Raw genomic sequence first — 20,625 nt, 5'->3', positions numbered from 1 at the left:
TTACTCACCTCTGGCCTTATAGTGCAGCTCCGCCTGGCGGCGCAGATACTCCAGTCCTGGCGCAATCGCCATCGCCCAGGCCGTGAGGATCTCTTCATCGCAAAGGGGATCGCAGGCGCGCACGGTTCTGAGCATCGCCTCCCGCCAGAGGCCGAAAAATCGCGGTGGCAGGCCTAGTCCTTCATCACTCTGCTCACGTGCCAGGCGTTCCAGAAAATCAGGTACAAAGAGCGCACCGTCAACGGCAAGCATGGCGAAAAAGCTCTTGAAGATCGTCTGCTGACCATCCCCGCCCTGGTCCCGGGTAAAGTGCTGTTCCGTCTCGGGTGACATATGGATAAACGTTTCCCAGAACGTCTCAAAAAAGTGCCGTTTATCATTCTCTGGCAGTACGCGGTTCAGGCTGGCATCAAAGAGATCGCGATAAAATTTCATGGTGCATCCTTCGCGGCACGTTCGCCGGGCAGGCAGAGGCCGGGCGGGTTGAAGGGATCTGACGCGCGGCGGACAAAATAGCTATCGTTCTTAACAAGGCCGTTTTCAAACAGCGGCCCGGCGTTGTGTTTGTACAGCAGCGCTTCCAGCACCATAGCGTTGGTCGAGAGTGTTAGCGTCGGGTTGATGTCGCCGGTGCCCTCAACGCGGCCCTCGAACCAGCCCTGTTGCGGATTATTCAGGTGTCGGGTTATAGCCATCAGGGCATCGGTGTAGTCGGTTTCCCACAGCGCCCAGAGCATAAAGACCGCTTTGGTGGTCACCTGTGCCAGCCGGGGATAGTTTTTCCCGTCATCGCCCAACGTATTCCATGCGTAGCCATTCCCCCAGACGGTGTCCTCAACGTGCCAGGGGGCCTGAGACAGGTAAAAATCGGCGCGTGCGGTGAATATGCCGTCGCGCTCCCAGCGTGTTTTCTGGCTGAGCCATACCCCTTCGGCCCGGGCACGCAGCCTTTTTTGAATATCGGCGGCCACTCCGGGGGCCTGCCAGCCAAACTCCAGACCCGGGAGCATGGCGGGGAGGGTGGAGAGCAGCGACGGCTGCCAGGTTGTTCTTGGATCGCGCGCGTCAACGGCGAGGCTACGCTGGTACATGATGACGTTCCGGGAAGGTGGGGAAAATGCCTTACCCGCCGGGAATCCCCACAGCCGAAACGCGCTGGCAGCATATTCGCTTTCACCCAGCCGCAGTTCGTCGCGTATCACCGGCTGTCCATTCTGCACGGAGGCAGACCACAGCTCCCCGTCCTGATCCATCACCGGACAAAAATTCCAGCGCAGGATGATTTTATCCAGATATTCGCGGTACTCAGGCGCTCGCTCGGCAGTGAGACGCAGGGCCAGCATCAGCCGCGCCATATCTTTCGCCGACCATCCGCGCTGCGCCGGTTTTCCCGTGAAGTCGATGGGCGTGGCCGTACGGCTGGAATAGAGCCTGCCAGGCGTGCGGGTTTCGGTCAGCGTAAGGCGATTGAGTGTTCCGAGCAGGCGCGTCAGACGGCCATCAAACTCGTCCGCCTGGATCAGACCCAGCTCGCGGGCAGCCAGCAGGGCGATAAGCGTATCGCCCATTTGCCACAGCGTAACGCGCGGCTGTTTATCGCTACCGTTGACCAGCCCTGTCTGAGGCTGGGTGTTATTCTCAAAATAGCGCCAGGCGATACTCGCCCACTCCCGCTCTTGTGGGGTCAGGCTACTGATGCGCGCGCTGGTGTGCCAGCCACCTTTAATCAGCCAGCGCCACCCTGCGCCTTCCCGGCTGAACAGGGCGAAGGCGATAATAAGCATGAGGACGGCGGCAGCCAGCCAGCGGGCTAAGGTCTTAAGCATTGCGCGGTCACCGGCGGCAGTTTCACAGGCTCGTCCGTATTGCAGGTCGCACATTGACAGGCCTGGCAAGCGGGTTTGGTGCGCAGGGTGATCCCGGTCTGTTCACACCATGTTTTCACTGCGGGCGTACCGTTCAGGAATGGACGGTTGCGCGGGGCATTATTGGGTTCAAAAAGATCCGCCAGCTTTTTCTCCCACAAGGAAGGGGCAAAGTGGCGATCTTTGGGATTATCGCTGTTGAACTGCAACAGCTTGCCCTCTTTTTTGAACAGCAATGCTTCAAGCATGATGCCGTTGTTATTGGCGGTGAACTCTTTGATGGGGCCGTCGCCGTTTTCGTACAGCCCTTCATAGTATCCTTTGTCCGCCTCGTTGGCGTTTTCAATAGCGTCCAGCAGGCGGTCGGTATAAGGCGAATTCCAGAGAACCCACATCCCGAGCGCCGCTTTCAGAGAGACGGCGGCCGTTGTGGGAACATACACGCCTTTATCGGTGATGGTGTTCCAGTTGAAGCCGTCGCTAAAGACGGTGTCGTAGACGAAGTAAGGGGACTTATCGAGCTGATGTTCAGAGCGAGCGGATAAAATACCGGTGATGGCGTAGCGGTTCTCCTGAGCCTGGTAAACCCTGTCGGCGAAGTTTTTCATCCACGGATGTGAGTAGTCACGCGGGCTGTTTTCCCTGTCCGCCGGCTTGTCGAAACCAAATTCCAGGCCGTAAAGCACATAGGATTCGGTAACGACGTAATTATGCTGGCTGGTAAGGCGCGGATCGCGCGAGTCATAGGGCACCATTACGCAGTAGATCTCAGCCAGCTCGTAGGGCTGAGGCTGACTGGACTGACAGGTGCCAAAGCCCCACAGCGCAAAGCCCGCTGCACCATACTCTTCGTAGCCCAGCCGCCCCTCCTGCACGTATTTTGGCTGGCCATTTTCCAGGTAGGCACCGTACAGCATGCCGCAGGGATTGATGACGTTGGTGAAATTCCATCCCAGCAGCACGTTATCAATGCTGTTGCTGTATTCCGGGTAACGCTCCTTAATGACCTTCAGCCAGATCAACATCCTGCCGATGTCCAGCGCCGAGAAGCCAATTTCGCCAGGTTTGTTCTGGTAGTTAACCTTCTGACCGGTAATGGTGTTATAGGCTTTATTGGGCAGTTCGTTGCGGAACAAATCCAGCTTGTTCAGAGTGGCGAGTAATTTCAGCATTCTGCGATCGAATTCAGCTTTATCAATAATCCCCAGCTCCCTTGCGGCCGTCATCGCAGCCATATAGGAGGCGCTGTCCCACATGGTAGTTGAGGGATATTTATTGACGGCATTTACCAGGCCGGTTGTGGGCTGATAGTTAGCAACGAAATATTGCCAGGCATTTTTAGCAATGGTCATCTCGCGAGGCGTGAGTTCGCCGTTACGCGGCGGGTAATCAGAGGCGGGAAGTCCAGTCGCTGCCATTGCCGCAGTGAGCGAGAGCCAGCCCGCCATAAGCCCGGCCAGAAGAGGAAAAGAGAGTAGTGATTTCAGCTTCATGGCTTCGCTCCTGCTGAAGAGGTGGGAGGCGTGGCGGGGCCAGGGCAGGCCAGACAAAGCATCTGACCGTGGGCAATGTACGCCAGGCTTTCGAGGATGACCGCATTGGTATCGGCGTCTACGATATCGTTCACGCTGCTGTTGAGGTTAAGCCCTCGCTGCCAGCCCTTGCCCGGCACCTGTAGCGTCTGCACCTGCTGGCGCAGCGCTTCGCTCCAGCTATTGCGGAACAGGGCATACCAGGCAAAGGCGGTGCGGGTTGAGGTTATCGCCGTTTGCTCCGGGGTTGTGTCAAGCAGAGCGCTGTGTTGCAGCGGCTGGCGATTGGGCAGATCGTTGACGTAATCTGGCGCGGGCTCGGCATAATCGGTGCTGATCGGAGGCTTGCGGACCCGCAGGCCGTGTCGGCGCTGCTGGATCTGCATTATGCGCCACGTGATTTCTGCGCTCTGCGCATCAAAACCCAGCTCAAGACCCGTTAATAAATAGGGAAGGCTGATAAGCGAAGGTTGCCGACCATACGGCGTACGCAGCCCTTCGTCGGGCACCATTATTCCGTCGATGTCGATCATCTGCTGCCCTTCTGGCGGATTCGTCACCGCCAGTCCCGCCGCGCTGTCGATCAGCCGAAGCGTATGGCTTGCATAAAGACGATAGCCGAAGCTGTTTCGTGGCTCGTCCGTCGCCAGCGCCCAGTGGTGGAGTGGGACCGCGGCCTGGCTGGTGGTGCTGCTGACAATCAGGGCACCCATCTTCCAGCGTTCGAGCAGATAACGCACAGCGCCAGCGTGCTGAGGATAGCGCCACAGCAGCGTTTGCAGGGCGTTAAGCAGGCGGCCCATGCCGATAGCCGAGGCGTCCGGTTTGCCCAGGGCTTCCAGCGTGTCGGCATGGTAATAAGCGGCGGGCAACCCCTGAGGATTGAGTGGAAGGCTGGCGAGCGCAGCCAGTGCGGCCGCGATGCGTTCATCAAACTCCTCGGAAGTAAGAATATTGAGCTGCCTGGCGGCTGCAACGGCGAAAAGATAGCTGCCGGTGCTCCACAGACTGAGCCAGGGTTCGCCGTCATGCGCGTTGGCCAGGCCATTCGGCTGCGTGTTGTTCACATAATATTGCCAGGCCACCCGCGCCCAGATGGCTTCTTCGAATGTCAGTTCACGCGGAGCGGGCAAGGGCGGGAAATCGTTACTCAGCGACATCCCCCCGCTGCTCTCCACGCGTGTCGGCATTTGTTTTTCAACCCAGACGACAATAGCGAATCCCAGCAGAAAGCCGAGCAGAATAGTGAGGTAGCTGCGGGCAGACAAAAGCGCGTCGCGTTTTCTCATTCGCTCACCTCTTCTTCAGCCGGGGTCCACAAGGCGGCGAAGATAAGCGGCAGCATGGCGGCAATGTTGACTGCACCCCAGAAAATATTGATGACGTAGCCGGACGGATCGTCAACCTGCCCACGTGCTACCTGAATACCGCCCCAAATCAGCCCCGCCAGCGTGAGCACGACGATGGCGATTTGCGGTTTTACCAGGTAAAGAAACCGTCCCGTCTGCCGCTCTTTGGGAGTGACGTGGAATTTGATCTGCTCTCCGCGCAGAACCGTGTCTAGCGCGCGCAGATTCATGGAGAAGAATGAGAGATACGATGCTCTGCCATCCCAGGCTGAGATACCCCAGGTGCCGAACATAAACGCCAGTTCAGACACAATAAAAAAGGGCAAAAAATGAAGATAAAAGGGTTCAGACCAGGCTGATACAGGCGGAATGCCGGTAAACAGGTAAATAATGGGCGATATCAGGAAAACCGTGTTCCACACGCAGGCCAGATAGGACCAGAAGGTGGTGGCGTACATCAGCGTTTGCGGCAAAGAGAGCTTAAAACGGTGGCGGCTGAAAATATTGTCGTGGAACAGAATATCCAGTGACCCTGCGGCATATTTGAAGCGCTGGATCATCCACGTCAGCATATCCTGCGGCGAGAGCATTTTCGATTCGATCCTCGGGTGCATTACCGAGCGCCAGCGGCGGGCGGCATCACCGTGGAGCAGAATGGAGGTATAAATGTCTTCTGAGACGTGAAATTTATAGGGCGTCAGTTCCGTATCGAAAGCCACGTGAGGACGCATGGCATTCTGAAGGGTTTCACGCATGACGGGATCGCGAATGTCCCGCGTGTGGCGATCGATCTCTTCTTCAATCGTCCATACGTAGCTGCGCAGGGCCGCCTGCATTACCGCTTCGCGCCGGTGTACAGAGGCTGCACCGCAGCAGAAGGCGGCGTTGGCCCAGTTGCGGCGACGTAAGATTACGTCATAAAACATGCGCGGATCGTTGAAAAAGGGGTCACGCCCGACGGTTACCGGCCCGATGAACGTCTGGGCCAGCCAGCCCAGCCCGTATCCCGCTTTGCCCACCTTGCGGCCGAGCCAGCGCGGCAAACTTTCCCCTTCCGGCAGGTCGAAAAACCACTGAGGGGTCTGGACCCAGGCTACGTCCGGGTCGCGGAAATAGCCCAGCGTGTGGCTGAGCAGAGTGGGAAAGACCCGGGTATCGGCATCACAAATGATCAGGAAATCACCGTCGGTTTGCTCAAGCCCGTTTCGCAAATTACCGGCCTTAAAACCAATATTGGTCTGGCGGGAGATGTAGTTGGCACCTTCCTGATCGCAGACGGCTTTCATCTCCGGACGTCGGCCATCATCGAGCACGTGCACTTTGTAGTCCAGCGGGACGGGGTAATCCATCTTCATGGCGTCACGAATAGAAAGCCTGACCAGCTCTACATCTTCTGAATAGGTTGCGATAAAGAGATCGACCTTTATGGGTCTGGCGGCTTCCGCGTCTTCGGGGCGCAGGCAATCATTGATCTCAACCGGGGGCGGATTTTGTGGCGGATCGTCTTCTTTCCACAGGTTAATGGTGAACAGCACGGTGCCGATCCAGGCCAGGGTTTCAGCCAGCACCAGCGGAATGGCATACCACAATGCGTCGGTATTTAAGGAAGCTGTCCAGCGCCAGTAAATATAATTAGCGCCTAAAATCAGCGCGGCAACGGCCAATACCTGCCATGTTAACATTACCCATCGCGGTGTCTTAAGCGGTTCAGGCGGCTGGCGATGTTCAAAACGGGTAAAATAAAAATCCATACAGAAAGATATCCTGTTTCCACGATAGTTATTAATAACAGACCCGTTACCGACAGGGAGCGCAAACGGAAAATAATGTCCTTAAACAAAAAGTAAAGTAAGTGTAGATGGTGGGGGAAATAATTCCAGAGGTGGTGGGGATGGTTTATTTACACGTGCTTAAATGATTGTTAACGACGCTTAATTATATACTAAGCGTTACCAAAAATTGCCAGATGCTTTTGTTTACGCTATCTAAATAAAATACAAGAAACTTTTTAGCATGGAGAACGCGACGCCTCATGAGCCAGATTGCGCCTGTGCTTATAAATAAAGACGTTGAAAAACCAACGACATGGCGTTACATCGCGTCGGATAAACGTGATTTACGTATTGATTTTATGCGCGGTATCGCCTTAGTGATGATGGTGGTGGCGCACACGGAAGTGATGTCGATATTTAATATATTTACCTGGGAAAGGTTTGGTCTGGTTACTGGCGCTGAGGGTTTTGTGATCCTTTCAGGATTTATGCTGGGAATGTTAAATCGTGTAAGATTGCAAAAAGCAGTATTGTTGACTATATCCTGGGGACTCTATCTGCGTGCATGGAAAATATATCGCGTAAATATCATCATTATTCTTTCATTTTTACTGTTAGGATATCTGCCGTTTATTAACGTCTTTGAGGTTACCCATTTTACCGATCGTTACTCTGGTACAACCTGGTCACTGTATCCGGTGACGCCGCAAATTAAAGAAACCTGGTTTAACATTGTTCTCTACCTGCAAGTTGGCCCTCATCAAACGCAAATCCTTGGACTCTATATTTTTCTTCTGCTTTTAAGCCCCCTGTTTTTGGGGATGCTCCAGAAAGGATATGTTTACTGGCTGCTGGGTTTATCATTGCTCGTCTACGGCGGCTGGCAGATGTGGCCGGTACGCGCTACGCCGTCTCAGTTTGAGTTCGCGTTTCCGCTGCTGGCCTGGCAGTTTATTTTTGTGCTGGGAATGTGCAGCGGCTGGTACAAGGAGGATTTGATCTCTTTTGCCCGCACGCCCGCCGGTAAGGTGGTGCTCGTGGCAATGGTGATGATTGCGCTGGTTCTTTGCTTTATCGCCCAAAACCATACCAACCCGTTTATGCCGCCCGCACTGTTAATGCATAGCCTTTCGCCGGAGGACTTTAACGCTTTTTATCATACCTGGGCGGCAAAAAATGGCCTTGGACCCGTCAGGGTACTTAACGATATCTGCCTGATGGTGACCGTCTATTTAGTGCTAACCTGGTGCTGGCAGCCTCTGTATCGCCTCGCAGGCTGGTTTCTTATCCCGCTGGGTCAACATTCGCTTTATACCTTTATTTTGCATGTTTACGTCGTATTTCTGGTAAGCCAGTTCGTTACGTTCGATCTGTGGCGCCAGGCCTGGATAGTGAACACCTTTATTCACGCTGCGGCGCTGGGCGTGCTGTGGCTGATGGCGAAATATAACGTCGCCGCGCGCTGGATACCTAACTAAGGAAGGGCTGATGCGGGATAAATTTTTGCTGACCTGCGCACTGCTGTGCGTTGCCACTGGCGCAGAGTCGGCGCCAAAGGACGATGCGGACTCACTACGTGACAAGAACGGCGAGCCGGTGCAGGCTGGCGTGTTCACCAGCCGCTGGGGTCGCCTGTTCTCCGGGAACGAAGACGTCTTCTCTGGCGCGCTGAGCTTTAGTTCCGGTCTGAAAGAGCAGTGGATGACTATCCCTAACAGCTCGGACACGGCAGAGCAGAAACGAAAATACAACCAGACGCTCAATCTCAGCCTGCAATACTCACCTTACAGTTACTGGTTTGCCAACGTGACATCGCGTTTGCCGGTGACGGACACCAGCCGCTATACGGCCGATTTTCGTTACAGTTTTGGCTATGACGACTGGCATGCCAACACTGTCAGCCTGGTGTACAGCAATTACGGAGATAACCGCTTCTGGACCTCAGGAAACCGTCGTCACACCTATTTTGAGCAGGGGGCCGTGACGCTGGCGTATAAATTTTCGCTGCCGAAACCCGTCGAGAATACACTCCTGATCAACAAAGGCGACTCCATCATTTGCCAGGTGGGCTACAGCTGGGTTCCGCGTTATTACGATCTGGACAGCAACGATATCCGCAAAAACAAGAACGTGGTATTGGGCGGGTGTGGTTATACCTTCAAGCAGCACTTCTTCGTGCGCGCCACGTCGTTCTGGTTTCCGGACAGCAGCCAGCAACAGCCCTGGAACGGCGACTACAGCTATAGTTTTGGCTATGCGGGATATACGCCAGGTTCATTCTCTGTTCAGTATGCTAACTATTCCGGCACCCGTTACCCCGGTCACCAGAGCGGCAGCGGTAAATTCCGGGAAGGCACCGTCAGCGTTATCTGGTTCTTACCGCTTTAGGAGGGCGTATGTTGTCACAGCACGTCCTGATAGTTGAAGACTCACTGGTTTATCGTCGCCTGCTTAGCCGAATGCTGACGCAGTGGGGGTATACCGTCTACGAGGCGGAGAACGGCGTTGCCGCGCTTGAGATCCTCGAAAACCAGCCAGTCAGCCTGGTGATCAGCGACTGGGATATGCCGGAAATGGATGGCCTGACGTTGTGCCGGGAAGTTCGCAGCCGTCAGTTTGGACATTATGTTTATTTAATTTTGCTTACCGCTCGCGAAGAGCCGGGCGATCTGACCGTGGGGTTTGACGCCGGTGCGGATGATTTTCTCAACAAGCCGGTCGAGCAGGGTGAGCTGCGGGCGCGATTACACGCGGGGGCACGGGTTTTGTCCCTTGAAGCCACGCTTGCAGCGCGTAATGCGCGTCTCAGCGAGGCGTTAAGGCAGATAGAACAAGATCTTGAAGTGGCGGCGCGGATCCAGCAGTCGGTTCTGCCTGCGCATCAGCTGCGTTATCGGGGTTACTTTGCTGACTGGATTTTTCTGCCGTCAGCCTGGGTATCCGGCGATATTTTCAATGTCTTCCCGCTGGACAATCACCTGGGGTTCTACTCTGTTGATGTGTCGGGGCACGGGGTTGGTGCAGCGATGATGTCACTTGCTGTTGCCCGTCAGTTTCTGCATGGCAGGGTGGTGGAGCATTTTCTGTTTACGGACGATGACGATGTTGCGTCCCCTGCGGAAGTTGTGCGGATCCTGAACGGTCGCTTTTGCAGCGAAGAGGTTGAGATAATGAGTTATTTCACCATGATTTACGGTGTTATCGACCTGGCTACAGGTGAAGGCAAGCTTTGCCAGGCCGGGCATCCGACACCGTTTATTTTGACCCCTGGCGGCGAGGTCAGGACGGTCGGTGAAGGCGGCGCGCCGGTAGGGTTGATGCCGGATCTTAGCTGGACAGACGTAAGCTTTTCGCTGGCACCGGGTGAGCGCCTTTGCCTGTTTAGCGATGGCATCACCGAGTGTGAAAATCCTGACAACGAACAGTTTGGCCAGGCTCGTTTGCAGCATCGGCTTCAGGATGACGCCACGCTCGCGCTGGAACGGCTCTTACCGCAGTTTGCGCAGCATCTCATACGCTGGCGCAGCGGAGAATGTGGTGATCAGCAGGCCATGGCCGACGATGTTTCCTTATTAGTGATTGAGCGTACAGGAGTAAATGATGAAGATTGATACAGAGCGGCTGGGCGACGTAAACATTATGACGCCATCGGTGCGCCGACTGGACGCCTCGGTGGCGGCGGTATTTAAGGAATCTATTGCCCGGGAGATTGGTGAGGATCGTAAAGCCCTGATAGTCGATTTCAGCAAAATCGATTTTATCGACAGTAGCGGCCTTGGCGCGCTGGTTTCCCTGCTGAAGATGATGAACGGTAAAGGTGAAATGCTGCTGTGCGCGCTGAATCCCGGTATACGCAACATGTTCACCCTGACCCGTATGGATCGCATATTTCGCATCTGCCCGGATCGCGCCACGGCACTTGCGCAGTTAAATCAGTGAATAGACTGTGGCTAACAACATCTCTTTTCCCGCCACGTTAACCTCCGTCTCGCCGCTTGCGGCGTGGCTTGAGCATCAGATGGCTTCGCTGCCCGTCAGCGATGACTGGCGCTTTGCGCTCGATCTTGCCGCCTGTGAAACGGCTAGCAACATTATTCGTCATGCGCTGCATGAGGACCCGAAACGTTGCTTCACCGTGGAGTTCATCGCCACCGTCTCGGATGCGACGCTGCGTTTTACGGACGATGGCGATAAATTTCCCGCTGAACGTCTCGCGGCGGTGCGTGACGACCCGACATTCGACGCCTGTCTTTTGGCTGAAAGCGGCAGAGGGCTGAAACTCATTTTCTTGTATGTTGATAGTTTCACGGTGGAAAACATTGCGGGGAAAAATATCACCGTTCTGGAGAAGAGGATGGCTGGGTAATGGTGACGTTTAGGAAGATCCGGTTCGGGAGGATGTGGATAACGACAATGTCGCCGTTAACAATCTGCGCCAGCATTATGATTATGAACATTAGCCCAGTCAGGCATTCTCCTGTCATTTTTCCCGTATCGCACCGGCTCGATGGGTCGCGACCGGCAGGATGTAGGTCATCCGCCACGTAGCCATCAGGATCGAGACAGCGATAGTGTTCTCTCATGGACCAGAACACTTCCACCCGTACAATGCAGATGCAGGTTATTGGTCACCCCTTATGGCATTGCCACCGCGCCGATGTTGTAGCCGTACGGCTCGGAAATGTTCACCACCTGCTCGGCAGACAGCGTGACGCCGGGGCCGATAAAGGAATAGTTTTGTCTGGAAGTGTCTGGATTATCCGTGGCGATTCAATGCCCAACGAAATGAAAATAATATTGCAATGAACGCAATGTGGGCATTGCGCATAAAAAAGGGCTACGTTTTCTCGTGCTGGCGGAGTCGGAATAAATTTATTAATTATCTGTTTTTATTTGCAATTTATTAAATTAACTTTCATCGGCATACCTAAGCGTATACCAATGGCGATTTGTTGCAGTGTTTCCTGTGTTTAAGCAAACCTGTTTCTCGAGTGGATCGCATCAAGAAGAAAATTTTGCATTTAACTGTTCACCTTTGATTTTTACAAGTAATTCCATGCGGTTAGGTGGTGAACATACGGTGAAGAGTGAACAGTGGACTGTTCACTCTTAAGTTATGTTTAGGGAGTAAAAGACCGGCTGTTGCCATCTGAGGTCGGTTAAGCCGCTGCGGGTTTGTCTACCTATAGCTACTTCGAAGAAAGGGCAAGTCTGCGCACAGTCATCAGGAAATTGAATGGGGTTGAATCCCACAACTCAGGTGAAAAATCAAATCCGTACCGGCTTTTGAACTCCTCATCCAGCCTGTCTCCGTAAAGCGCAAGGAAAGAATCGACCTCTTCGGCTAACTCTTTTAACATCCAGTCGGGAGCTGTTTTTTTATAGAGTTCAACAGTGCCTTCAATAGTATCCTCTCCCTCATTTATGAGGTCATGATCCTGATTGAAATAACCCTGAATCAGCTGATCAAGATGATAGAAACTTTGCATAATCCACCTGTCCTATGGGGTCGGGAATGCTGTAAGGATATAGTAAGGTTTTCCGTTATACTCTTGCAGTTCGATAACAATCCTCACTCCACGCATGCTGATGCGCTGTGTGCTGCCTCGCGTGAATCCATACCCAACCTCCTGACCGGCAGGATAATTGATGGTAAGGCGTCCACCGTTTTTACCACCTCCGAGTAAGGATTTGATATTTGCCCTGTTAAGATAGATTGCCCTCGAAATAACATTTTCAGCAACAGTTAAATCTTTAAATGTTGAAGACATAACAAGTCGCTTATTTTTCTCGAATCGGGCAAGTAACTCACTTTCAGTTTTTCCGACATGATTTGCGAGTGTATGCCCGCCGGGTTTGAGACCGGTAACTGATTCATGCTGGATCAATTTGATGCGACCAGCTTTAATTGCAGCTACACGGACGGCACCAATAGCAGCTGCAAATCCAAGCGGAACGGCTATATCAACTGTCATGCCGATATTGAGGGCGGTGTCTTCATCAGCACCAAGCTCTCTTGCTGCGCTCACAGCAATCTGCCAGGTGGCTGAGCGTGTATCACGACCGGTTATCACCTGTCTGGCTGCGCTTTGAACAGCGTCAAGACTATGTGCACCAACAACCACACATCCCGCTTTCGTTAGTCCTGTTGGTTCTGGCGCGATACATAGTGCTGTGGCACCGGCCATTTCTACCGCTCCGAGTAAAACACCAAGTCCACCCAACAATCGGTTACTCAGTGTTTCCGCCTCTGTGACGCTCTTATCTGAAAGCACCGCCGCCAGTTGTACCGGCGACATAACAACGACCATTCCACCTTCTTCCATAACAGTATCCCATTCCCATATCCTTACTCGATAATAGCCAAAACTTTCTACGGTTGATAAGAGTAAATTCTTAACCTTCCTTATTTATTTAAACTCATCATATTCAGCTGATATAAAAAGACGGCTATTGCCGGTCTGAGGTTGGTTATGTCGCTGCGGGTTCATCGCATTTCGGCAGCCAGTCGCCGTAGCTTTCCTCTTTCAGCGACAGGTTGGTCTGTATGTCCTGCTTTATGTTCCGCTTCTCATGATTCAGGCCGTACTCTTTCAGCATCATGGGCAGCCCCTGCCCGAACATTTTCAGGCGGAGCACCTTTCTGTATCCGTTAGCCTTCATATGCGTTTTCCGATGATTCCGGTGTTTTCGAACGCGCTTTTCGCGCTTTCCTGCTGCGTGTTCGTGCCCTCGAAATGAAGGGTAAAAGCGCCCCGCAGTCCGTGGTCACCGGCGAGTTGCGCAATGCACTGAGCCGTCAGGGCAGCCTGTATCACTTCGATATGACGCAGGAGCCGGTGTTGTCCGTGACGGGCATGCACCGGCCGCAGATTACTGACGTTGATACGGAGCTGTTACGCAGCCCTGCGAAGAGAATGATGCTCGCCAGAAAGCTGGCTGAGAATGGCGAGACAAAAGCAGAGGAGTAAGCATGTTTCACTGTCCGTTCTGCAAAACCAGCGCGCATTCCCGCACCAGCCGGTACCTGTCCGATAACGTCAAACAGCTCTATCACCAGTGCATGAACATCGAGTGCTCGGCCACGTTCCGCACGCTTGAATCCATCGACGGGGTTATTCGTTCACCGGCGACAGAGCCGGTTATCCCGGTACCCGCACCGGCGGCCACCGTTAACCGTGCCGGTGCGTAAGCACGGCCAGTCATCAGGAGAAACATACGTGACCACACTGATGCTACAGAAAGCCTTTGAGGCCTGTCAGGCAAACAAATCCGCCTGGCTGCAACGCAGGGAAGAACTGACGCAGGCCGAACAGGCATACCGCGAACAGCTTGCCGGCAGCGGCCACAGCGGCCGGAGCATGCAAACGCTGCGTGAAATTATTGACGTGAAAAAATGGGAAATTAATCAGGCTGCCGGTCGCTATATCCGCTCGCATGAGGAGGTGCAGCGCATCAGCATCCGCGACCGATTAAATGATTTTATGCAGGCGCACGGCGCGGAGCTGGCCGCCGCCCTCGCCCCGGAGCTGATGAATTATCCCGGGCAACACCCCGCCATTCAGCGCTGCGCCATGCAGCACTCACTCGACTGTCTGCGTGAGGCGCTACAGGTCTGGCTGGCCGCCGGTGAAAAAATTAATTATTCGGCGCAGGACAATGACATTTTAACGGCCATCGGATTCAGACCTGACGCGGCCTCGCGCGATGATAGTCGTGAAAAATTCACGCCCGCACAGAACCTGAATTACACCCGCCGCCGTGCAGAACTGGCCGTGCAGTAGCCCACTTAACAAACCCCGAAAATCCCGCAATTTTTACGTATAAAAGCCATGCATGCATAAGGTGCATGGTTTTGCATGCGTTTTACCGACACTGAATCCCCCGCCAACGCCAGCACTGGCGCGCCCTGAGGCCGGTCATGCACCTGCATTAAAAGCGCCCCCTTAAGCGGGCAGGCGTGGCGGGGAGAGCATTGCGCGCAATAGAATTAAAGATCCCATAAATTCTCTAAATCAAGCGTGTCACTTTGTGGGGCACTCTCTTCAGCAAGTCTATCGATCTGCACAAGCAGCGGAGTATGGAAAGCTGTTCCTGAAATTATGCATGCGCCAGGAGGAAGCGTTGGTATGAGCGTTCTGGAAGCTGCATCCAAAGTACTTAAGGTGTTTTTAAGAAGATAGAGATCATTTTCATTTACCAAGCGATGTATGAAATAATTATGTAACTGTGACACGATAGTTGGCGATATATCAAATGGTCGCTGGCTTGAAATAGTGACAAAATAGCCAAACTTTCTGCCTTCTTTTATTATTTCCTCAAACAACTCTAATCTGTAGTCTTTCCACGTTTCAGCTTCTCTTACAGAGCTTTCAGATAGGATGTTGTGAGCTTCATCTATTATCAAATGAAAGCTTTCCATCTTATTGTCAGAGGACTTATGTTCCAATAAAGAACATTTTGCAATCATCATTGGAATGGTTTTTTTTATGGCCTGATTGCATTCCTTAAGAGATATTATTGATATGGGTTTATTATTTTGCTGAGCATCGCTAATTTCTATGACTTTAGCCAAAGATGAACTCATAGCTATTATTTTATTTATTAGTGGATATATGTGATCATATTGGACATAGTTTCTGGAGACTGAGTTTATTAGTTGTAGTGTCGCACGTACAGCAATTTCATCAAATACACTGGTGACATTGAAATTGCTGTTGTATGTAGCTTGAGTGTGTTGCAGAACTTCAGTTGTGTTATCGAGCCAGCTATCAGGGTGTGTATACTTATCTTGACCTGAATGCCAAGTAAATAGAGACAGTTCGTCTATTATTTTTTGTTGGTCACCTTCCTCAAAATAAGGTATTAGGCTTTTAAGTAAATTAACTGTCTCTTTGTGAGGATTAGTGCCAAACATTATTTTAATAGTTCTTTTTAGATACTCACCAAGGTCATCATCATATTTTAACTTGCTCTTTATTAGATGGGTTAAAAATGGCTTTTGTGTTTTTTCAGTAGCTGATAATAGTTCATCATCCCAAAACTCTTTTTCTCCGAAATGAATTTTATCACCATCTTTTTTTGTACTAAGCTTTATTGATTGACACAGTTCTGGAAAGGAACTCTCAAGAGTCCCATATTCACCATTGAAATCAATTAAGACAAATTTTGATTTGCTACTAAATAGTGCTATGTTGTCAATTCGATTGATAAGTGATTGATATAATTTTGCTAAAGTATTTGATTTTCCACTCCCAGTATTTCCAAAAATCCCAATGTGAGAATTAAAAACTCCATTTATTGGGATGTTAATTGGTAATTCCTCTAACATGGATCTCCCAATGTTAATAAGTGGGGTTTTAGTGCTTTTGCTAAAGCTGTATATCTCAGATATTTTATCATCAGAAATCAAATATAGCCTATCATTTATCATTGGAAGGTATTTTATGCCAGAGAAAAACTTCCCTTCAAAAAAATAACCGAGAATATTAAGCTCAACAAATCTTTCATATTTTTTTGTTCAATATCATCGATTCTAATATTAAAATTCTCAACAATTTCCTCACCAATGATCTTGCCTACTATATCCTGATAACCTTTTCGGACTAACACAAATTCGTTTATAGATATACCGCGAAGTATTTTTCCATTGTGAAAATATGTAGATTGGTACAAGTCATGGTTTATTTTTGCCTTGACAGTGGTTCCTTTTACTTGTGTGACTTTACCAATATTTAATTCGTCCATGTGACCCAGTCTCCTGTTTCTGACTTGAATATTCTATCAATGAAAGTATCAAAAGAAATTTTATGCTCATCTTCTTTTGGGAAGATATAGGTTATTCTAGGGTTGTTTACGGTTGTATTTATATCGTGCTTACTTTTATTGCTGTAACAAAAAACAAAGACTTTCAAAGTAGGATTGCTTAAAGACCTTTTGATTATTTCAAGGATATGTTCATCTTGAAACGAAAACCCGAAGCAAATTAAAACTGTTTGTGGTTTCTCTAATTCATAACTTAATAATCTTAAGCTTTGATAATAATGCTGCTGAAAGACTGTTTCTGAAAACTTCTCTTTTGTTGGATTAACTATTGCGAGTGAGTCATAATACGATCTGAACTCATCAAGTAAATTCATATCATTAAGATTTAAGTCTAAGTAGTTAGCAAGATTATCATTGGTGTTGTTTAAAGTAGCTACCAGATCATCTATGGTTTTATCTGTCTCTAATTTTATTCTTTCTGGTGAAGTAATTGGGTAGTTAATGCTTATCGTTTCATGCTCATTTCTTTTCCATGAGACTGAACCATGCATTTTAATTAAATTAACAGTTGGTAGTTCATGTTTGTACATGTCATGCGTGCCTTGATGCCAGGTTGTAATATGAAAATTACTAATATTTAATCTTCTATTTTTAAAACCTATAGCACCATCATTAAAATGGAACGTTTTTTTGGATAATGCATTATCCGCTGCTGTCTCAAAAAAAAAGGTCATAGTTAGTAGTGAAAATATTAGCCCTTCTAATTTGGTTGGAACCTTTTTTCTCTAATAACGTAACAAGTTCATCTAGGAAATTCGTATAGCTAGCTATTGTTGAAGTGTATTTTTTGTTTTCTAAAGCTGGCTCTATGCAAAATGTTTTTCTAATAATTTCATTGAAATAGGAGCATAAAATGAAATCTTTAACGTCTTTGCAATCTTCATGAGTTAATAAAGTCTCATAAGTAGTATTTTCAGCAAGCCACAAAGTAGGTATATACGATGCTGATGCTCCTGAGCCAAATAGGAAATTTATATTCTTGTCATAGATGTTTGATGCTTTGCATGGAAATTCTCTCGTGCTCATTATTATATCCTTACTTGCTATTCACTATGAAATTACCCCACCAACTCATAAGTTCCTTTCTTTTTTCAAGGTAAGTTGAGCGATTGTATGCTCTCCGGACCTCATTTTTCTCAATGTGAGCAAGTGCTGCTTCAATAACATCTGAATTCAAACCTGCTTCATTCATTGCAGTACTCGCTATTGCGCGCAAACCATGTGCTACTAATTTACCTCCATATCCAATCCTTTTTAAAGCAGCATTTGCCGTCTGGCTATTCATTGGTTGCTTTGGGTCATTCCGACTCGGAAAAACATGTTCACGATGAGCGCTGATTGGCTTAATGACCTCCAGAATCTCTAATGCCTGTGGAGATAGAGGTACGATGTGTTCACGCTTCGCTTTCATCCGTTCGGCTGGAATCGTCCAGAGATTTTCATCGAAATCGACCTCTACCCATCGTGCACCTGAAGCCTCAGAAGGTCGAACGAGGGTCAATAGCTGCCATTCAATGAGACAGCGAGTCGGCACAGACAGATTTGACATGACTAAAGAACGCATCAGTTTCGGCAATTCTTCTGGCCGCAGTGTTGGCATGTTTTGCTTTTTGGGCTTCTCAAAGGCCATCCCTACACCGGATGCTGGATTGGCATCAATCAAACCAGTGTTTACGGCATAAATCATAATTTCGTTAATGCGCTGCACCAGTCGGCGTAAAGTCTCAAGCGCCCCACGTGCTTTTATTGGCTTAAGGGCTTCAACCAAAGTTCGGGCTTTGATTTGCTGAACGGGGATCTCACCGATGGCAGGGAATACATCTTTCTCCAGTGAACGCCAAATGTCTTTTGCGTAATCAGGGGTAACGCTTTTGCTTTTGAGCTGGAACCAGTAAGCGGCGACCGTTGCAAAAATACTGTCCAGCGCGATTTGCTGCTGTTCCTCTGCAACTTCAGCTTGAATTTGCGGGTCGATTCCGTTGGCTAATAAGGCAAGGTAATCAGTTCTTAATCCTCGGGCATCAGCAAGCGAAAGGGCGGGGAAGGCACCGAGTCACATCATTGTCCGTTGCTTTGTTGCCGGACGTTGATAACGGAAACGCCAGAGCTTTTTGCCGCTGGCTTTCACTATCAGGAAAAGCCCATCGCCATCATGCAGCGTTAGGTCTTTCTCTAACGCTTTTGCGCGAAGAACTTCGGTGTTGGTCAGCGGGCGTGTTGTCCGTGCCACTGTGGCCGCTCCTTCATGAATTGGTATACGCTTTAGGTATACATCCTACCGTGTACCTAAACGTATACCAATAATCACCGGATTTAGCCGGATGTTATCGGACAACGACAGATACAAAAAAGCCCGCAGGGCTTGCGCCGTGCGGGCTCTTAGGACTTCATCGGATGACTCTGGTAATCACCGATGGAGAATTTTGGTGGAGCTGGCGGGAGTTGAACCCGCGTCCGAAATTTCTACATCCTCGGCACTACATGCTTAGTTTGTCTTTACATTCGCACGCCAGCTGCGGACAAACACGCCACTGACGAACTAGCCTGATTAGTTTTAACGCTTCAACCCCAGGCAGGGCTTCCACGCGATCTCTTTTGGGTTTGACCTCTCTTTGATCCCCGTCTTAAGAGCGGAAGCTAGGGAGAGAGGGCTCTTAGCAGGTTATTAAGCTGCTAAAGCGTAGTTTTCGTCGTTTGCGACTATTTTTTTGCGGCTTTTAACGAGGCAAACCGCCCCTCGGCATGCACCTTGGGTTTCGCAAATCCCGTCGAATCCAGAATCAGCCCCAATAGTGTTGAACTCAGTATACCAGATTTCGCTTCCTCGATACTAGCCCGAAACGCTAACTTATTGAATAGTACAATAAGTGCGCAGAATCAACGTCCTGCGTTTTTCATGATACGAGCTTTGTCGAGCTGCCACTCGCGTGCTTTAAGGTCAGTTCGCTTGTCGTGCTGTTTCTTACCTTTCGCAACACCGATTTTCACTTTGCACCAGGCGTTTTTCCAGTACAAAGAGAGCGCAACCACGGTGAAGCCTTCACGATTGATGCGGCCGTAAAGGGATTCCAGTTCGCGCTTATTCAGCAGCAGCTTACGGGTGCGTGTAGGATCGCAGACGTAATGTGAAGAGGCGACGGTCAGCGGCGTAAAATTCGCGCCGAACAGGAAGGCCTCACCGTCTTTCAGGATCACGTAGCTGTCGCCAATGTTGGCTTTCCCGGCACGCAGCGATTTTACTTCCCAGCCCTGCAACGCAAGGCCAGCCTCGAATTCTTCTTCGATGAAATACTCGTGGCGAGCACGCTTGTTGAGCGCAATGGTCGCCGAACCAGGTTTATGTGCTTTTTTCTTCGTCATAAGTGTCGTAAAGCCGTCGGTAATCTGATTTTAAAAAGTCACCTCATTGCGTCCTGTGAGGTCTAACGCGCTATCTTAGCACGAGATAAGGCTTAGCGTTTTTTTAACAGGTGATAAATGTTATTATTTGTCTGTTGTGTGACCATGGAAAATGCTATGCCTCAGATTAGCCGTACCGCGCTTGTTCCCTACAGCGCGGAACAAATGTATCAGTTAGTGAATGACGTTCAATCCTATCCGGAATTTATTCCGGGATGCACCGGTAGCCGGGTGCTGGAATCCGGCCCGACGCAGATGACTGCGGCCGTGGATGTCTCCAAAGCGGGGATCAGCAAAACGTTCACCACGCGCAATACCCTGACGAGCAATCAGAGTATTTTGATGCATCTGGTGGATGGTCCGTTTAAAAAACTGATGGGAGGGTGGAAGTTTACGCCACTGAGCGCTGACGCCTGCCGCATTGAGTTTCATCTGGATTTTGAATTTACCAATAAGCTGATCGAACTGGCGTTTGGCCGTATCTTTAAAGAGCTGGCCTCGAATATGGTTCAGGCGTTCACCACGCGCGCCAAAGAGGTTTACAGTGTCGCATAAGATTGCTGTTGAGGTGGTGTATGCGCTGCCGGAGAAGCAGTATTTGCAGCGCGTGACGCTTGAGGAGGGCGCCACTGTTGAGGCGGCTATCCGGGCCTCCGGCATCCTTGAACTTCGCCGTGATATTGACCTGGCGAAGAATAAAGTCGGCATTTATAGCCGTCCGGTTAAGCTCGGTGATGTGCTGAAAGAGGGCGACAGGGTTGAGATCTATCGTCCGCTGATTGCCGACCCGAAAGAGTTGCGCCGTCAGCGAGCAGAGAAATCCGGTAAGTAGCCAAATAAACGTACACAAAAAAGGTGCTCAATGAGCACCTTTTTGCATTGC

The 20,625-nt window shown here is 50.3% G+C and carries 19 protein-coding genes, 1 other RNA gene and 4 pseudogenes; 10 read left to right on the top strand and 14 right to left on the bottom strand.

The window, feature by feature from the left end:
* Genes G6Q29_RS20690 through G6Q29_RS20670 form a run of 5 tightly spaced genes read right to left on the bottom strand, consistent with a single transcriptional unit; the run spans position 1 to position 6,497 of the window.
* The gene (locus tag G6Q29_RS20690; RefSeq protein WP_165466072.1) at positions 1-435 is read right to left on the bottom strand and encodes a globin; all 435 of its coding nucleotides are present in this window, start codon (positions 433-435) and stop codon (positions 1-3) included.
* Positions 432-1,826, bottom strand: coding sequence for a DUF3131 domain-containing protein (locus G6Q29_RS20685; protein ID WP_165466071.1), 1,395 nt, complete (start codon positions 1,824-1,826; stop codon positions 432-434). The genes G6Q29_RS20690 and G6Q29_RS20685 overlap by 4 nt, the downstream gene beginning before the upstream one ends.
* Positions 1,811-3,358 (bottom strand): DUF3131 domain-containing protein, encoded by a 1,548-nt coding sequence (locus tag G6Q29_RS20680; protein ID WP_165466070.1) that lies wholly within the window; start codon positions 3,356-3,358, stop codon positions 1,811-1,813. The genes G6Q29_RS20685 and G6Q29_RS20680 overlap by 16 nt, the downstream gene beginning before the upstream one ends.
* Positions 3,355-4,686, bottom strand: a complete 1,332-nt coding sequence (locus tag G6Q29_RS20675) for a DUF3131 domain-containing protein (protein ID WP_165466069.1) — start codon at positions 4,684-4,686, stop codon at positions 3,355-3,357. Before G6Q29_RS20675 ends, G6Q29_RS20680 begins: the two co-directional genes overlap by 4 nt.
* The gene (locus G6Q29_RS20670) at positions 4,683-6,497 is read right to left on the bottom strand and encodes a glycosyltransferase family 2 protein (protein WP_165466068.1); all 1,815 of its coding nucleotides are present in this window, start codon (positions 6,495-6,497) and stop codon (positions 4,683-4,685) included. Before G6Q29_RS20670 ends, G6Q29_RS20675 begins: the two co-directional genes overlap by 4 nt.
* A gap of 281 nt (positions 6,498-6,778) precedes the next feature.
* Between G6Q29_RS20670 and opgC the strand changes: the two genes are divergently transcribed.
* Genes opgC through G6Q29_RS20645 form a run of 5 tightly spaced genes read left to right on the top strand, consistent with a single transcriptional unit; the run spans position 6,779 to position 10,884 of the window.
* Entirely contained in the window at positions 6,779-7,996 is a 1,218-nt protein-coding gene (opgC, locus tag G6Q29_RS20665; protein WP_165466067.1) for an OpgC domain-containing protein, read from the top strand.
* Positions 7,997-8,006: 10 nt separating this feature from the next.
* On the top strand, positions 8,007-8,906 hold the full coding sequence (locus tag G6Q29_RS20660) for a hypothetical protein (protein ID WP_165466066.1): 900 nt from the start codon (positions 8,007-8,009) through the stop codon (positions 8,904-8,906).
* 8 nt (positions 8,907-8,914) lie between these two features.
* A complete protein-coding gene (locus G6Q29_RS20655; protein ID WP_165466065.1) occupies positions 8,915-10,129 on the top strand; it encodes a PP2C family protein-serine/threonine phosphatase in 1,215 nt (404 codons plus the stop codon).
* On the top strand, positions 10,119-10,457 hold the full coding sequence (locus G6Q29_RS20650) for an STAS domain-containing protein (protein WP_165466314.1): 339 nt from the start codon (positions 10,119-10,121) through the stop codon (positions 10,455-10,457). The genes G6Q29_RS20655 and G6Q29_RS20650 overlap by 11 nt, the downstream gene beginning before the upstream one ends.
* Before the next feature lie 7 nt (positions 10,458-10,464).
* On the top strand, positions 10,465-10,884 hold the full coding sequence (locus tag G6Q29_RS20645) for an ATP-binding protein (RefSeq protein WP_242637220.1): 420 nt from the start codon (positions 10,465-10,467) through the stop codon (positions 10,882-10,884).
* A gap of 823 nt (positions 10,885-11,707) precedes the next feature.
* Here the strand turns inward: G6Q29_RS20645 and G6Q29_RS20640 are convergent.
* From G6Q29_RS20640 to G6Q29_RS20630, 3 genes and pseudogenes are all read right to left on the bottom strand, one after another.
* Positions 11,708-12,007: a contact-dependent growth inhibition system immunity protein gene (locus G6Q29_RS20640; protein WP_059443636.1), complete on the bottom strand. Its 300-nt coding sequence runs from the start codon at positions 12,005-12,007 to the stop codon at positions 11,708-11,710.
* Positions 12,008-12,019: 12 nt separating this feature from the next.
* Positions 12,020-12,844: an RNase A-like domain-containing protein gene (locus G6Q29_RS20635; protein WP_242637219.1), complete on the bottom strand. Its 825-nt coding sequence runs from the start codon at positions 12,842-12,844 to the stop codon at positions 12,020-12,022.
* Positions 12,845-12,989: 145 nt separating this feature from the next.
* Positions 12,990-13,181, bottom strand: a pseudogene (locus tag G6Q29_RS20630) (primase-like DNA-binding domain-containing protein); the annotation flags it as partial.
* A 41-nt stretch (positions 13,182-13,222) separates the two neighbouring features.
* Between G6Q29_RS20630 and G6Q29_RS20625 the strand changes: the two are divergent.
* The 3 genes and pseudogenes from G6Q29_RS20625 to G6Q29_RS20615 form a co-directional block, all read left to right on the top strand.
* A pseudogene (locus G6Q29_RS20625) lies at positions 13,223-13,489 on the top strand (capsid protein); the annotation flags it as partial.
* Between the two features lie 2 nt (positions 13,490-13,491).
* Positions 13,492-13,710, top strand: coding sequence for an ogr/Delta-like zinc finger family protein (locus tag G6Q29_RS20620; RefSeq protein WP_165466063.1), 219 nt, complete (start codon positions 13,492-13,494; stop codon positions 13,708-13,710).
* 28 nt (positions 13,711-13,738) lie between these two features.
* Complete coding sequence (locus G6Q29_RS20615) at positions 13,739-14,302, top strand: phage polarity suppression protein (protein WP_165466062.1); 564 nt, start codon at positions 13,739-13,741, stop codon at positions 14,300-14,302.
* Positions 14,303-14,508: 206 nt separating this feature from the next.
* Here G6Q29_RS20615 and G6Q29_RS20610 read toward each other — a convergent pair whose 3' ends face one another.
* The 6 genes and pseudogenes from G6Q29_RS20610 to smpB all read right to left on the bottom strand — a co-directional run bounded on the left by G6Q29_RS20610 (position 14,509) and on the right by smpB (position 19,703).
* Entirely contained in the window at positions 14,509-15,849 is a 1,341-nt protein-coding gene (locus tag G6Q29_RS20610) for an ATP-binding protein (RefSeq protein WP_242637218.1), read from the bottom strand.
* 113 nt (positions 15,850-15,962) lie between these two features.
* On the bottom strand, positions 15,963-16,265 hold the full coding sequence (locus G6Q29_RS21785) for a hypothetical protein (protein ID WP_242637217.1): 303 nt from the start codon (positions 16,263-16,265) through the stop codon (positions 15,963-15,965).
* A pseudogene (locus G6Q29_RS20605) lies at positions 16,253-17,369 on the bottom strand (SIR2 family protein). The gene G6Q29_RS21785 and the pseudogene G6Q29_RS20605 overlap by 13 nt, the downstream one beginning before the upstream one ends.
* Positions 17,370-17,379: 10 nt before the next feature.
* Positions 17,380-18,573 (bottom strand): annotated as a pseudogene (locus G6Q29_RS20600) (integrase domain-containing protein).
* A 194-nt stretch (positions 18,574-18,767) separates the two neighbouring features.
* Positions 18,768-19,131: a transfer-messenger RNA gene (gene ssrA / locus G6Q29_RS20595) on the bottom strand.
* 89 nt (positions 19,132-19,220) lie between these two features.
* Positions 19,221-19,703 (bottom strand): SsrA-binding protein SmpB, encoded by a 483-nt coding sequence (gene smpB, locus G6Q29_RS20590; RefSeq protein WP_003863115.1) that lies wholly within the window; start codon positions 19,701-19,703, stop codon positions 19,221-19,223.
* Positions 19,704-19,859: 156 nt separating this feature from the next.
* Between smpB and G6Q29_RS20585 the strand changes: the two genes are divergently transcribed.
* Together G6Q29_RS20585 and G6Q29_RS20580 are read left to right on the top strand one after the other, a co-directional pair.
* Entirely contained in the window at positions 19,860-20,297 is a 438-nt protein-coding gene (locus G6Q29_RS20585) for a type II toxin-antitoxin system RatA family toxin (RefSeq protein WP_003863117.1), read from the top strand.
* On the top strand, positions 20,287-20,574 hold the full coding sequence (locus G6Q29_RS20580) for an RnfH family protein (protein ID WP_003863119.1): 288 nt from the start codon (positions 20,287-20,289) through the stop codon (positions 20,572-20,574). Before G6Q29_RS20585 ends, G6Q29_RS20580 begins: the two co-directional genes overlap by 11 nt.
* The last annotated feature ends 51 nt before the right edge of the window (positions 20,575-20,625 follow it).

It is taken from the genome of Enterobacter cloacae (genome assembly GCF_011078175.1).
Taxonomy (GTDB): Bacteria; Pseudomonadota; Gammaproteobacteria; order Enterobacterales; family Enterobacteriaceae; genus Enterobacter; species Enterobacter cloacae_Q.
The sequence above is the reverse complement of the archived record's forward strand: the minus strand, read 5'-3'. Positions and strand labels throughout refer to the sequence as shown.